The following is an 11,653-nucleotide window of genomic DNA, read 5'->3' on the forward strand; positions in this document are numbered from 1 at the left end:
TCCGGCGCTGCGGCGCATCGAGGGAGGACCACCGGTGCTCTGAACCGCGGCCACCACCGGCGGTCGCGGCTGCGCTCCGCTGCGCGCCTAGCGGAAGCCGAGGTGGGCATCGGTGCCGACCAGCTCGGCGCTGGCGGCCCACAGGCGAGAGGCGACGGCCGGGTCGGCCATATGAGAGGGGACGGGCTCACGCCGTGGTGCGCCGCGCAGGCCGAAGACCCTCGGCCCCCACAACTGCCCGCCCCGCACCTCCGGGTCGAGGACTGCACGGACGACGGGCCATGCCCCGGCGTCCTTGCCCTGCACCATGAGCCCGGCGGGCAGCGCGCGCAGCCGCTCGGCGGGGGAGGCCACGTGCACCGGCGGGCGGGACGGGGTGAGGGAGTCCAGTGCGCCGCCGGGGTGGGCCACCACGCTGAACACCGTGCCGCCACCGGCGCGCAGGCGGCGATCGAGTTCGAAGCCGAAGGACATCTGCGCCAGCTTCGATCGGCCGTAGGTGCGTTTGGGCCGGTAGTCCCGGGCCGACTGCAGATCGCCCAGGTCCAGTCGCTCGGACCGTGCCGCGAAGCTTCCCACCGTCACGATGCGGCCCCCGGGCGCCGCGGACAGCAGGGGGGCCAGCCACCGGGTGAGCGCGAAGTGGCCGAGGTGGTTGGTGCCGAACATCAGCTCGTGGCCGTCCTCGGTCTTTCGACGTGGCGGGTCGTCGAGCGCGACCCCCGCGTTGTAGACCACGGCGTCGAGATGACCGACGTCCAGGCTGTCCACGGCGGTCTTCAGGGACGACAGGTCGGCGAGGTCCAGCTGAAGGTGCCGCACGTGCGCGCCGGAGACGCGTGAGCGGATCGAGGCCATGGCGGCGGCCGCCTTCGCCGGGTCCCGGCTGCCGAGCACGACGACGGCGCCGGTGGCGGCGAGCTGCTCGGCGACGAAGTAGCCGATCCCGGCATTGCCCCCGGTGACCAGGAAGGTCCTGCCCTCGGCGGGCGGCAGCCGGTGAACGTTCCACGGGCGGTTCTGGGCTGCGGAAGACATGATGACGGACTCCTTGGGCTCTGGGCAGCGTGCTCGCGCGGAGCACCGACCTGCTCAAGGTCGCACCTCCCGTCGACATGCCGCCGACAGATCACGCTCACCGCCGACAGGACTCCGACACCCCGCCGCCCTCTTGTCGTCCGCGTCGCCCGGCGCGGTCCTGGTGATGCGGAAGGCGAAATGACGGTGGGCCCGGGAGTCGGGGGGAAGGGGGGTGACTGCCCGGGCCGGTGTCGCGGCACCGCGGGGGGCGGTGTGCATACCGTCGCGACACATGAAGGAACGATTCACCGGTGAGGAGGTAACGGCCTGCCCGCAAAACCGCCGCACGGATCGCGAGCAGCTACCCGGAAGGGCGCTTGCGGAAGGGCGCTTGCTCAGTTCCTGACCTGGGTGAGCGCGTTCCAGCCGTGTTCCAGGAGGTCGAAGGCCCGGGTGACGGCCTGCCGGGGGTTGTCATGTGCGTAGACCGCGCGGGGGGCTTGCAGGGCGAAGTGGGCCAGGGCGGTGCAGGTGGGGTCGTCCGCGGCGAGGCCGCTCTCCTCGGCGATGGCCCGGGCGAGCGCGGTGGTGTGGCGCAGCCACATGCTCTGCGCGTAGTCGCGCAGTGCGGGGGTGGCGCTCACCAGGTTGGTGAAGGCGGTGAAGCGGGGGTCACCGTGGACGGCGGCCAGCCGATTGGTCAGGGCGTGTTCCCGCAGCGCGCTGGGGATGGACTGGCCCTCGGGCCGCTCGCGGACGGCGGCGAGCAGGCGGGTCTCCTGCTCGTCGTCCTCGTCGAAAACGAGGGCTTCCTTGACCGGGAAGTGCTTGAACAGCGTCGTGGTCGACACGTCGGCGGCGTCCGCGATCTCGCGGATGCCGACCTCGTCGTATCCGCGCTCCAGGAACAGGTGCAGCGCGGCATCGGCAATGGCCTGGCGCGTCGCGGCCTTCTTGCGCTCTCGGCGCCCCATCGGTGCGGGCGAGGGGCCTGTCGGGGTGCCTCGCTGGGGGCCGGGCGGGGTGCCGGGCGTGGGGCCGGTCGTAGGGCCGGGCGTGGTGCTGGGCATGCCGACACTCTACCTCCTCGGTTCAGTCGTTTCAAAAGTTGAGTCGTTGCACTTATTGAGTTGATGTGCTTTTTTGAAATGGCGGCTGCGGGGCGCCTGCCCGCCGCCCCCTCATCTCCCGGCACTGCCGCCTGCAACGAACGGACACCACGATGAACACCCTTCCGGCACCCCGCATCGCCATCATCGGCGCCGGCCCCGGCGGCCTGACCTGCGCCCGCATCCTGCAGCAGCACGGCATCACCGCCACCGTCCATGACCGCGACGCGGGCCCGGACGCCCGCGACCAAGGCGGCACCCTCGACCTGCACGCCGACAACGGCCAGATCGCCCTGCGCGAAGCCGGCCTGCTGGAGGAGTTCTTCCGACTGGCCCGGCCCGAGGGGCAGGAGATGCGCCAGATGGACCCGGAGGCAACGCTGCTCTTCCACCAGGTTCCCGAGGAGGGCGAGCGGGTCAAGCCGGAAATCGACCGCGGTCAGCTGCGCGACCTGCTCCTCGACTCGCTCCTGCCCGGCACCGTGCGCTGGGGTCACACCCTGCAGGCCGTTGCCGGCCCCGCCGAAGGGCCTCGGCAGCTGCACTTCACCGACGGCACCACCATCGAAGCCGACCTCGTCATCGGCGCCGACGGTGCCTGGTCGACGGTCCGCCGAGCCGTCTCCCCTGCCGTCCCCCGCTACAGCGGCGTGAGTTTCCTCGAAGCCTGGTTCCATGACGTCGAGACCCGGCACCCCGACGTCGCCGAACTCGTCGGCCAGGGCAGTGCCGCCGCAGCCGACGGCGACCGTTGCCTGTTCGCCCAGCGCAGCAGCGGCGACCACATCCGCGTCTACGTCATCCAGCGCGTCCCGGCCGACTGGATCACCGGTGGCGGCCTCACCCTCCAGGACACCGACGGCATCCGCGCCCTCCTCATGGAGCGCTTCCGTGACTGGTCGCCCCGCCTGCGCCGGCTCATCACCGACAATGACGGCCCGTACGTCGACCGCCCGATCTTCGCCCTGCCCGTCCCGCACACCTGGGAGCACAACCCCACGGTCGCCCTGCTCGGCGACGCCGCCCACCTCATGCCCCCGCTCGGCGTCGGCGTCAACCTCGCCATGCTGGACGCCTGTGAACTCGCCCTCGCCGTCGCCCACCACGACACCGTCGACGAAGCCGTCAGCGCCTACGAGAAGACCATGCTCCCCCGCTCCACGGAGATGGCCCGGCTCCTCGACGGCGCCGCCGACCATCTCCTCTCCCCAGAGCTGCCCGACTTCGCCACCGCTGAGGGCCACTGACCTTCGTCTGACCTTCGTCAGTCGTCCACGGCCCGTGGGGCCAGTGCCGGGGCCGGGAACGCGAAGCGGGCCTCCGCGCCCGACCACCGGACACCGACGGCGAAAACGGCAGCGGCCTCCGACAGGGGAGCGTGCCCGAGCCCGCCGCAGGGCAGCGGGGCGCAGCCCGTGGACGCGACGAGATCGGCCACCCGCGCTGCGGCGCCCGGCTGGGTCGGTGCAGAACGGCACCGCCGGCGGAACCCCTTCGAAGGCCGGCCGGTCCAGCGCCCAGATACTCGCGTGGCACACCCCCTGACGCCTTCCCCACCTGGCGCCGGGCGCAGCGTCCGCGATGAGCCGGGCGACTGAGGTGGCGCCGCCCGTGGTGAGGGCCGGGCCGTCCGCGCCCGGCGCCATCGGAAAGGTGCAGTCGATCAGCGTCCGCGCGGCCGGCACAGGAGCCAGCTCCCCGGCCAACTGTGGCGCGGCGTCCGCCGGTATGGCGACCAGCACCACCTCACCGTGGGCCGCAACCTCGGCGAGGCTCCCGTACCCGCGTACCCGCGTACCGGCGTACCCGCGTACGCCGGTGTGCCGCGCGGTACGGGAGGCGGTGTCATGGCCGGCCCCGCGACGGTGGGGGCACGGGAGCATGTCCCGGGTAAGGACTTTGGGGGTGACGAGTACGCCGCGGACTGCCTGGCGAGGGTGGCCTCGACGTACGTCGAACCGCTGGGACAGCGTGATCGTCTACGTCCTCGGCGAGGGCGGCCCCATGAGGCCGCGTGCGCTGATCACCGCATGGGCGGGATCAGCCCCAAGGCCGGGAAGACCACCCGGACAGCACCTGGCGAAGCACTTTGCAGTCGCCGAGGGTCACGTCCGCCAGTACGTACCCCCATCGGAGTCGACGTGCACGACATGCCGGCCGACGCGCACCACGCGGTAGCCGGCCCTGGCCCCGGCGTGGGGGCCGGCCCAGGAGCCGGTGTCGCCGTCGGCGGCCGGCAGTGGGGTCCAGACCTCCAGGAAGGTGCTGCCGTCCGTGTTGGTGCCCCACTCGATCAGGTCCGCACCCTCCCGCCGGAAGGTACCCGTGTCCTCGCCGGGCTCGCCCTCCAGGTGGTGGAACTGAACGCGGGAGCCGTCGAAGGACGTGACGCCCGCGAAGCCCCGGCTGTCGGCGAAATACGGACCGGCCTGCAGCCACACCACCTCACGGTCTTCCACCAGGGGACCACCGTTCCGGCTGATGCCGCGCCGCAGCCACGCGCCCCGCTCGGGCAGCGGGATGCCCTGCCCGTCCCGTGCGGGAAGGGTCTCAGGCATCGGTATCGGCATCGGCATCGTCCACGGCCAGCAGCGAGACCTCGATGTTCCCGCGGACCGCCTGGGAGTAGGGGCAGACCGCGTCCGCCCGGTGCAGCAGGGGCAGAAGGTCAGCCGCCTTCCACCCCGGCAAGGAGACCGTGAGGCCGACCGCGAGACCGTAGCCCGCGGGCGTGTCCGTGGTGCCGAGCTGCACCTCGCACCCGACGCGCGCGGCCGAGGCGTCCGCTCCGAACTCGGCTGCGACCTCGGCCAGCGCAGACGTGAAGCAGGCGGCGAACCCGGCTGCGAACAACTGCTCGGGGTTGGTGGTACCGGGCGTGTTCTTCCGCGGCGGGGCCAGACGGACGTCGAGGCGGCCGTCGTCGGTGAGCACCGATCCGGTGCGGCCCCCACGCGCGTGGGCGGTCGTCCGGTAGAGGGTGCGGGTCAGCGGCACGGTCATGTGGTCAGCCCATCTGTACGACGAGGGAACGCCCCCGGGGCCGGACGGCGCCACGGCACCTGCCAGTGGGACGGTGCCTTGCGCGTCGTCGTGCATAACCGGGTACGGCGCATCTCGTCCGGGGCCTCGGGACCGGGCCGCCGAACAATCTAGCAACGCGAGCGACCCCGCAGGGACCGCTTCCTGCAGTGACCCTCCTCACCGTCCCCGCGGGCCTCCCGGCGGATGGGCGGGCATCGGCAGGTGATCAGCCGTAGAGGGAGCGGGCTCCGGGACTGTTGCCCTCGAAACGCCGACCCGTGGCGATCTCCTCGCCGACCACCGACCAGACGGTCTCGTCGTCCCGGAAGGGGAGCGGATCGATGCTGCTCGTCTCCTGGCGGATCCGCTCGACCTCGCGCTCCAGGCGCTCGAACTCGGCCTCCTCCTCACTGTCGTCGCCGCTGAACGTGAACTCCGCGAGCAGGCGCTGGAACCGGAGGGTGACCTGGATGAGGGAGGAGACGTCCGCGTGCAGCTCCTGAACCGTCTCCTCGTCGGCATCCACGGCGTGCACCTTGCCGGTACCGGGGTCGAGGGCGAGGTGGCTGTTGAGCAGCCAGGCGATGACGGGCCATCCTCCCGCCTCTTGCGGGGCGTCCTCGAAGTCCTCGACGTCGACGACATCGTGGACGAGGGGCAGCCGGCCGGTGTCCTCGTCGGGCTCACGCAGCCGGAGCGTTCCAGTGGGGACGCCGACGGTCTGCAGGAGACGGGCACCCGCGGTGTCCGAAGCCGGAGGCCGGAAGGCGGTGGCGGGCAGGACGGCGATCGGGGCCTCGCCGAAGATGCCGACGAGTTCGCTGCGGGTGACGTCGAATCGCACTGACGGGAACTCCGAACTCGGAAATCTGCACCGGCGCGGGGCCGGGCTCTGAGGGACATTCACTGAAGGAGCGGTCGCTGCAACAGCTCGGCGGATCGCGGTGCTTCCGCCTCCACTGCAAGCAATCAGTGGTCGGTTGCCGCCCCGGTCGAGGCGTTGCTCCGGTGGGAGCCCGAGCTGCTCTGGCGTGAGCGTTCCGACTTCCGGCGTGCCGCGCGTACGAGCAGTCCCAGTACGAATGCCTGGAAGGTGTACGAGAACAACAGGAGACAGCACACCACCAGGTTGGTCTCCGCCCAGCTTCCGAGTGACTTGACGGCGACGAGAAGCACGGCGCCTGTCGGCAGGGTGAGCACCGCCCCCAACAGCCCGGCTACGTAACTACCGTTCAACCCGAAGCCGAACAGCAGGAAGAAGGCGGCGAGGGCGAGATAGGACACCGACAGCCAATTGCCGAATGCAGTGCGCACGAACGTGAGCAATCCGGAACGCATGCTACTCCTGAGGTGTCCCAACGGTTGGTTCGGCCGGCGCGGTGCGGTTGGCGTCAGTCTCCTCCTCCGCCGCCACAGGACGAGCCGCTGCCGCAGGACGAGTCGCCGCCGCAGCCGAACCCTCCGCCGTCGCCCCAAGAACTGCCACGTCGCTTGCGCGGCGGCTTGCCCCGGTCGCGGAGCGCCGCGATGAGGATCACGATCAAGGCGACCGCCACGACCACGAGATATCCCATGTCCTCCACCCCCGTTTCCCCACCATTCTCATCGAGACGAAGAGGATGGTCCCGTCACTTGAGGAACATGAGAGCTTGAGCCGCTACACCTCACGCATCCGCTGGGCCCGCAGCCCGCACATGGGGCGGACCAGGTCACAGGATCGCGACGGTGAAGGGGTTGTCGACGTAGCTCCCCTTGAGGTCGTACGTGAAGACCGTGACGGTGTTCGCGCCGCAGACGGAACTGGCCGCAGTGCTGAAGCTGCGGCGGTTGGAGTTGGGCAGCTCCACCTGCACGATGCTGAACGCCACGTTCACCTGGTCGCTCACGTTCACGCAGTACCGGCCGGTGTCGATGTGGCGTACCCAGTCGATGTTCTTCGCCCGCTTCAGCACACCGGCGGCGGTGACGTCTGCGGCGGCCTGGACGTAGGGCGAGGTGATCGGCGTCGGATCCGCCGCGGCAGCGGGAACGGCGAGTGACCCGGTCACGGCGACAGCGGCAAGCAGGACGGGCACGGAACGGCGCATGACTCACACTCCCGACGACGACGGCGGCCCACAGCGGGCCGCGAACCATCGCACCACCCTCGCCGACCCCTCCGTACGACGCGTCCGGACGCCGAACCGGCATCGGCCAACCGGGAGCGAACATCACCCGCCCGGCCCCTCGGAGGCGCTCCACCAGGCCGCCGGAACATCCTCACCCGTATGAGGGCGAGGAGGGGCACGAGTCGGCCATTCGCATCCCATCCGCGCAAGGCGGGGGCCGTCTCGGAGTACGGTGGGCGCCCGCTCACAGTCCTTCGGAAGGAGGCCGGTGCCGGCCGCACGCCGGCCCGGACAACATGTCGTACTCGATGAAGCGCATTGCTCGCGGTGGCCTTCGTGTCGCATCCACCGCCACCGCCACCGCCACCGCCGTCATCCTTGCCGTCGGCGGACTGCTGCTCGCACCTGCCGCCGCGCACGCCGCACCTTCCGACCAGTGCCGATGCGCCGCCCTGCAGCGGGATCTGGACGCCTACCGGCGCGGTGAAGTCCAGTACTTCGTCGATCCCGTCCCCGCATGGACGAAGGAGGCGGCGCGGCACAGGTGCAACATCCCGGGCCTCGACCGGCCCGGTTCCGTTCACGATCTCCCCGGGTGACGCGGCGCCGGGAGCCGGGAGTCAGCGGTGGCGGCGCGCCCCTGAGTCCAGCCGTCCCACCGGCTCCTGACCTCGGGTCTCCTGGAGTTCGAGGTGCGCTCCCGTAACGGAGAACGCGACGTTCAGGCTGCGGCACATCCGCTGAGCGCGGGCCACGGCGCTGAGCGTGGCGGGGGCCGGATCGGAAGTGGGTAGTTCGAGGAGGACCCGCTCCGGGCGGTTGGCCGCGACGAGCGCCTCGATCTGCAGGGCGGCCGCCGCCCGGTTGGTGATGTCCAGGTCACTGTGGATCTTCACTCTGAGGGTGCCGCGATCGAGAGTGTGGGTCACCAGCATGTGCAAGCCTCCAAAAGCCGGCGGGGCCAACGCGGCGTCCGAGACGCCCCACTCTCAGAATGCATCCGTCCTCGTGGTCCGGGCAGCTTGTTCAGCGCCGAGTGTGCTGGACGAGGGGGACTCTCGTGCCAGGGGGTCTCCCAGCACCTTGCCGTGCCGGAAGCGGCCGGGCTCGTGGAGTCCCGGCGGGAGGGCCGCTACAAGTTCCACGACCTCAACACCGGCCCGCTACGGCGGATCGCCGAGCGGTGGCTGTCGCCCGGCTCGTCCGAATCCAAGGAGAACACTTCGTGAGGATCCACCTGACCAGCCTTTTCGTCGATGATCAGGCCAAGGCGCTGCAGTTCTACACCGAGGTGCTCGGGTTCGTGAAGAAGCACGACGTCCCGCTGGGCGAGAAGCACAGGTGGCTGACCGTCGTCGCCTCCGACGAGCCCGGCGGCCCCGAACTGCTGCTGGAGCCAGCCGGCCATCCCGCCGTCAAGCCTTACCGCGATGCCCTGGTCCAGGACGGCATCCCCCTCGCCCAGTTCGCCGTCGATGACGTGCATGCCGAGTACGAGCGCCTGTGCGGCCTCGGTGTCCGTTTCACCCAGGAGCCCCTCGCCATGGGCCCGGTGACCACGGCCGTCTTCGACGACACCTGCGGCAACCTGATCCAGATCGCCACCCAGCCCCAGTAGCCACCCGGCCCAAGTAGCCACCCGGCCCGCACGGTCGCAGCGCGCCGGGCGGGGTGGCCTTGGGCGCTCAGCCGCCCACGATCCTGCGGACGTTCTCGATGCTGCCGCAGTCCGAGGCGAGCTGCCGCTTGCGTTCCTGCAGGAAGGCCGAGGCCAGTTCGGCGCGGCGCTCGTCGGGAACGTTCTCCCGTGCACCGTTCAGGATCGTCCGCTCCTCCTCGTCGAGGTGATGCGTGACCGCTTTGACCAGTTCTTCGAGCCGCTCGTCCCACTCCTCGGACCCGACATCCGCCACCTCGAGCAGCTTCAGCAGGGCCTGGTTGCCCTCGGCGTGCTCCTCGGACCCGTGATCCACTTCCTCGTTCTCGATGTCCCGGAACCGCTTCAGCGCACCGTACACCTCGCTCTCCTCCGCCTCTCCGTGAGCGATGAGCAGCGCTGAGAACTCTGCCAGCGCCGCGGCGCGGTCGGCCTCCACGCTCCGCATCCGGCGAAAGAGCTCCTCCATGGTCCGGTGATCCTCCAGGATCACCGCAACGACGTCATCGTTCCGGCTCGCGCCCGACATGCGACCAACCTCCTCTTGCGGATCCCGTGATCAGCGCTTGCTCCCTCACGGGCGCTTGAAACCCCCGGCCCCGTGATTGGCAGGCCGCGGAACCCAGCAGGGGAATAACCAGGTTGTACAACCTGGTTATAGCTGCCAGGATCCGCGTCATGCCTACCTTCTCCGCACCTGACGGAACCCGACTCGCGTACCGTGTGATCGGCCAGGGCGACCCGCTCGTCTGCATACCGGGGGGGCCTTCGGACTCCGCCTACCTCGGCGACCTCGGCGGCCTGGCTGCGCACCGTCAACTGATCGTCCTGGATCTTCGCGGCACGGGCCGGTCCGCGATTCCCGAAGACACCTCCTCGTACCGCTGCGACCGCCTGGTCGACGACGTCGAGGCACTGCGCGACCATCTCGGCCTTTGCAGGACGGATCTCCTCGGGCACTCCGCCGGCGCGAACATCGCCACGCAGTACGTGGCCCGATATCCGGCGAGGACCGGCAAGCTCGTGCTCGTCGGCCCCGGCACCCGAGCCGTCGGGGTGGAGATCACCGGAGAGGTGCGGCGCGAGGTCGCACTGCTGCGCAAGGACGAGCCGTGGTTCCCGGCGGCGTTCGCCGCCCTGCAGGCGATCACCGAGGGCACGGGCAGTGACTGGGACGCCGTCGCCCCCTTCTTCTGGGGCCGCTGGGATGCCGTGGCACGAGCGCAGCATGCGGCAGGCAGGCCGGGCAACCAGGATGCCGTCGCCCACTTCGGCGCTGAGGGGGCCTTCAGCCCGCAGGGCACACGTGCGGCGCTAGCCTCCTGCGAAAGCCAGGTTCTACTGCTGACCGGGGAGTTCGACCTGAACAGCCCGCCTGCGTCCGTTGCCGAGTTCGCGGAGGTGTTCCCAGACGCCACCCTCGTGGTGCAACCGGGAGCGGGCCACTATCCCTGGCTCGACGACGCCGACCGGTTCCTGACGGCCACGGCGGAATTTCTCCACGCATGACCTGACACACGCCCTCGGCCGGGCGCCGGGGCACGACTGCCGACCCGGTCCGCATGGGCCGTGCGCGAGAGGTGGGGTGAGCGATCCTGTGGGTATGCAGCACGCGCTCACCCACAGGGACAGCCCCTTCATCAACTTCAAGGACTTCGACTTCCCGGACAAGCGGGGCCACGGACATCGATGGGTCTCCATCAAGCGCTTCCTCCTGCCGGTGGGCACGCCGAACGACCACGACCTGCTGTCCGCCTTGATCGCCCACCCTGAGTTCCGGGACACCTATGACGGGGCCGGCGTGTGGACCGAACCGCGCCACGGCCAGTGGTGGGCTGACCGGATCACTCCCCGGACGTATGAAGCCGTCGACGAGTCGCGCGCGACCGCCACGGTTCGCACCTGGGCCACAAGCGGCATCCCGCTCCCTCCAGATCTGGGGGCAAAGCTGCAGGAGGCGGTCTACACGCCCATCCGCCAGGCGACGAGCCGGTACGTGCTCGGGACTCTTCCCGACGACGCACACCACGACTACGGCCCTCTCCACATCGACTTCCATGAACTCGTGCTGATCGACCGCCGAATCGGCGCCCTCACCCTCCTGGTGGCCGCCGACGATTGAGACGGCTGCTCCGACCCGTCCCGCGGACGCTTGACTCCTCAAGGGCGGAAGCGGCACGGCAGGCGCAGAGGGCGTCACTGGGACGGGACGAAGCCCCCTGACTGGTCGAGGTGGAACGGTGACCCGGTGCTTCGTGGCGTCCAGCCGTCGGCGAGAGCAGTCCGGATGCCGTCGGCCACCTGGGCGGGCAGAACCGGGCGCCCGCGGCTTCCGAACCAGTTGCCCGGGTGGGGTTGGCTCGTGGTGATCACCAGCGTGGTGCCGGGGGCCTCGGCATGTTCGACCGCGTAGGTGAGTGGTGACCAGACCACTCCCTGGCTGTAGGTCGGTCGTCCACGGAGGCGCCACCGATAGGTGATGCCGTCCACGGTGATGAGCCGCGAGCCCTTTTTGACCAGTGTCATGTCACGTCCTTTCCCCTGTGACAGTAGCCAACGGCGGCAACTGAAGGAGCCGTTGGGAGTCGCTGGCCAGCGGCCTCCGTCCTGTCGTGGGGGGGCCCCGGGGGGGGGGGGGGGGCCCCCCGCGGGGGGCGGGGGGGGGGGGGGGGGGGGGGGGGGGGGGCGCGCGGCCCCCCCCCCACCCCCCGGGGGCCCCCCCCGCGAGCCGTTTG

The 11,653-nt window shown here is 70.6% G+C and carries 16 protein-coding genes, 1 pseudogene and 1 riboswitch; of the genes and pseudogenes, 6 read left to right on the forward strand and 11 right to left on the reverse strand.

The window, feature by feature from the left end; genetic code table 11:
* Positions 1-87 precede the first annotated feature (87 nt).
* Together ACIPK4_RS20690 and ACIPK4_RS20695 are read right to left on the reverse strand one after the other, a co-directional pair.
* Positions 88-1,038, reverse strand: a complete 951-nt coding sequence (locus ACIPK4_RS20690) for an SDR family NAD(P)-dependent oxidoreductase (protein ID WP_402314610.1) — start codon at positions 1,036-1,038, stop codon at positions 88-90.
* Between the two features lie 377 nt (positions 1,039-1,415).
* A complete protein-coding gene (locus ACIPK4_RS20695) occupies positions 1,416-1,994 on the reverse strand; it encodes a TetR/AcrR family transcriptional regulator (RefSeq protein WP_402315187.1) in 579 nt (192 codons plus the stop codon).
* A gap of 248 nt (positions 1,995-2,242) precedes the next feature.
* Here ACIPK4_RS20695 and ACIPK4_RS20700 point away from each other — a divergent pair, with 248 nt between their 5' ends.
* Complete coding sequence (locus ACIPK4_RS20700) at positions 2,243-3,376, forward strand: FAD-dependent oxidoreductase (RefSeq protein WP_402314612.1); 1,134 nt, start codon at positions 2,243-2,245, stop codon at positions 3,374-3,376.
* Between the two features lie 858 nt (positions 3,377-4,234).
* Here ACIPK4_RS20700 and ACIPK4_RS20705 read toward each other — a convergent pair.
* The 6 genes from ACIPK4_RS20705 to ACIPK4_RS20730 form a co-directional block, all read right to left on the reverse strand.
* On the reverse strand, positions 4,235-4,687 hold the full coding sequence (locus tag ACIPK4_RS20705) for a hypothetical protein (protein ID WP_402314614.1): 453 nt from the start codon (positions 4,685-4,687) through the stop codon (positions 4,235-4,237).
* Entirely contained in the window at positions 4,680-5,132 is a 453-nt protein-coding gene (locus ACIPK4_RS20710) for an Ohr family peroxiredoxin (RefSeq protein WP_402314616.1), read from the reverse strand. The genes ACIPK4_RS20705 and ACIPK4_RS20710 overlap by 8 nt, the downstream gene beginning before the upstream one ends.
* 79 nt (positions 5,133-5,211) lie before the next feature.
* Positions 5,212-5,274: riboswitch (guanidine-III (ykkC-III) riboswitch) on the reverse strand.
* Between the two features lie 105 nt (positions 5,275-5,379).
* Positions 5,380-5,997, reverse strand: a complete 618-nt coding sequence (locus ACIPK4_RS20715) for an SUKH-4 family immunity protein (RefSeq protein ID WP_402314618.1) — start codon at positions 5,995-5,997, stop codon at positions 5,380-5,382.
* A gap of 125 nt (positions 5,998-6,122) precedes the next feature.
* A complete protein-coding gene (locus tag ACIPK4_RS20720) occupies positions 6,123-6,491 on the reverse strand; it encodes an SCO4225 family membrane protein (RefSeq protein ID WP_402314620.1) in 369 nt (122 codons plus the stop codon).
* 53 nt (positions 6,492-6,544) lie between these two features.
* Positions 6,545-6,727: a hypothetical protein gene (locus tag ACIPK4_RS20725; RefSeq protein WP_402314622.1), complete on the reverse strand. Its 183-nt coding sequence runs from the start codon at positions 6,725-6,727 to the stop codon at positions 6,545-6,547.
* Between the two features lie 135 nt (positions 6,728-6,862).
* Positions 6,863-7,240 carry a hypothetical protein gene (locus tag ACIPK4_RS20730; protein WP_402314624.1) on the reverse strand — a complete coding sequence of 126 codons (378 nt, stop codon included), beginning with the start codon at positions 7,238-7,240 and terminating at the stop codon, positions 6,863-6,865.
* Positions 7,241-7,569: 329 nt separating this feature from the next.
* On the opposite strand from ACIPK4_RS20730, the gene ACIPK4_RS20735 reads away from it, so the two are divergent.
* Positions 7,570-7,860 carry a hypothetical protein gene (locus tag ACIPK4_RS20735; protein WP_402314625.1) on the forward strand — a complete coding sequence of 97 codons (291 nt, stop codon included), beginning with the start codon at positions 7,570-7,572 and terminating at the stop codon, positions 7,858-7,860.
* A 21-nt stretch (positions 7,861-7,881) separates the two neighbouring features.
* On the opposite strand, the gene ACIPK4_RS20740 is transcribed toward ACIPK4_RS20735, so the two are convergent.
* Positions 7,882-8,157, reverse strand: a complete 276-nt coding sequence (locus ACIPK4_RS20740; protein ID WP_402314627.1) for a hypothetical protein — start codon at positions 8,155-8,157, stop codon at positions 7,882-7,884.
* Positions 8,158-8,313: 156 nt separating this feature from the next.
* Here ACIPK4_RS20740 and ACIPK4_RS20745 point away from each other — a divergent pair.
* Both ACIPK4_RS20745 and ACIPK4_RS20750 read left to right on the forward strand, forming a co-directional pair.
* Positions 8,314-8,490, forward strand: a pseudogene (locus ACIPK4_RS20745) (ArsR/SmtB family transcription factor); the annotation flags it as partial.
* The gene (locus ACIPK4_RS20750) at positions 8,487-8,879 is read left to right on the forward strand and encodes a VOC family protein (RefSeq protein ID WP_402314629.1); all 393 of its coding nucleotides are present in this window, start codon (positions 8,487-8,489) and stop codon (positions 8,877-8,879) included. The pseudogene ACIPK4_RS20745 and the gene ACIPK4_RS20750, both read left to right, overlap by 4 nt.
* A 67-nt stretch (positions 8,880-8,946) precedes the next feature.
* On the opposite strand, the gene ACIPK4_RS20755 is transcribed toward ACIPK4_RS20750, so the two are convergent.
* Positions 8,947-9,447 (reverse strand): hemerythrin domain-containing protein, encoded by a 501-nt coding sequence (locus ACIPK4_RS20755; RefSeq protein ID WP_402314631.1) that lies wholly within the window; start codon positions 9,445-9,447, stop codon positions 8,947-8,949.
* 149 nt (positions 9,448-9,596) lie between these two features.
* On the opposite strand from ACIPK4_RS20755, the gene ACIPK4_RS20760 reads away from it, so the two are divergent.
* Entirely contained in the window at positions 9,597-10,427 is an 831-nt protein-coding gene (locus ACIPK4_RS20760; RefSeq protein ID WP_402314633.1) for an alpha/beta fold hydrolase, read from the forward strand.
* Between the two features lie 94 nt (positions 10,428-10,521).
* On the forward strand, positions 10,522-11,040 hold the full coding sequence (locus ACIPK4_RS20765) for a hypothetical protein (protein ID WP_402314635.1): 519 nt from the start codon (positions 10,522-10,524) through the stop codon (positions 11,038-11,040).
* A gap of 74 nt (positions 11,041-11,114) precedes the next feature.
* Here the strand turns inward: ACIPK4_RS20765 and ACIPK4_RS20770 are convergent, their stop codons facing one another.
* The gene (locus ACIPK4_RS20770) at positions 11,115-11,444 is read right to left on the reverse strand and encodes a hypothetical protein (protein ID WP_402314637.1); all 330 of its coding nucleotides are present in this window, start codon (positions 11,442-11,444) and stop codon (positions 11,115-11,117) included.
* Positions 11,445-11,653: the final 209 nt, after the last annotated feature.

Origin of the sequence: Streptomyces sp. NPDC086989 (assembly GCF_044745505.1) — a bacterium.
GTDB lineage: Bacteria > Actinomycetota > Actinomycetes > Streptomycetales > Streptomycetaceae > Streptomyces.

Excerpts from the sequence above, each read along its gene's own strand:
- ACIPK4_RS20690 (WP_402314610.1), bottom strand. The coding sequence starts at position 1,038 with ATGTCTTCCGCAGCCCAGAACCGCCCGTGGAACGTTCACCGGCTGCCG.
- ACIPK4_RS20695 (WP_402315187.1), bottom strand. The coding sequence starts at position 1,994 with ATGGGGCGCCGAGAGCGCAAGAAGGCCGCGACGCGCCAGGCCATTGCC.
- ACIPK4_RS20700 (WP_402314612.1), top strand. The coding sequence starts at position 2,243 with ATGAACACCCTTCCGGCACCCCGCATCGCCATCATCGGCGCCGGCCCC.
- ACIPK4_RS20705 (WP_402314614.1), bottom strand. The coding sequence starts at position 4,687 with ATGCCTGAGACCCTTCCCGCACGGGACGGGCAGGGCATCCCGCTGCCC.
- ACIPK4_RS20710 (WP_402314616.1), bottom strand. The coding sequence starts at position 5,132 with ATGACCGTGCCGCTGACCCGCACCCTCTACCGGACGACCGCCCACGCG.
- ACIPK4_RS20720 (WP_402314620.1), bottom strand. The coding sequence starts at position 6,491 with ATGCGTTCCGGATTGCTCACGTTCGTGCGCACTGCATTCGGCAATTGG.
- ACIPK4_RS20725 (WP_402314622.1), bottom strand. The coding sequence starts at position 6,727 with ATGGGATATCTCGTGGTCGTGGCGGTCGCCTTGATCGTGATCCTCATC.
- ACIPK4_RS20730 (WP_402314624.1), bottom strand. The coding sequence starts at position 7,240 with ATGCGCCGTTCCGTGCCCGTCCTGCTTGCCGCTGTCGCCGTGACCGGG.
- ACIPK4_RS20735 (WP_402314625.1), top strand. The coding sequence starts at position 7,570 with ATGAAGCGCATTGCTCGCGGTGGCCTTCGTGTCGCATCCACCGCCACC.
- ACIPK4_RS20755 (WP_402314631.1), bottom strand. The coding sequence starts at position 9,447 with ATGTCGGGCGCGAGCCGGAACGATGACGTCGTTGCGGTGATCCTGGAG.
- ACIPK4_RS20760 (WP_402314633.1), top strand. The coding sequence starts at position 9,597 with ATGCCTACCTTCTCCGCACCTGACGGAACCCGACTCGCGTACCGTGTG.
- ACIPK4_RS20765 (WP_402314635.1), top strand. The coding sequence starts at position 10,522 with ATGCAGCACGCGCTCACCCACAGGGACAGCCCCTTCATCAACTTCAAG.
- ACIPK4_RS20770 (WP_402314637.1), bottom strand. The coding sequence starts at position 11,444 with ATGACACTGGTCAAAAAGGGCTCGCGGCTCATCACCGTGGACGGCATC.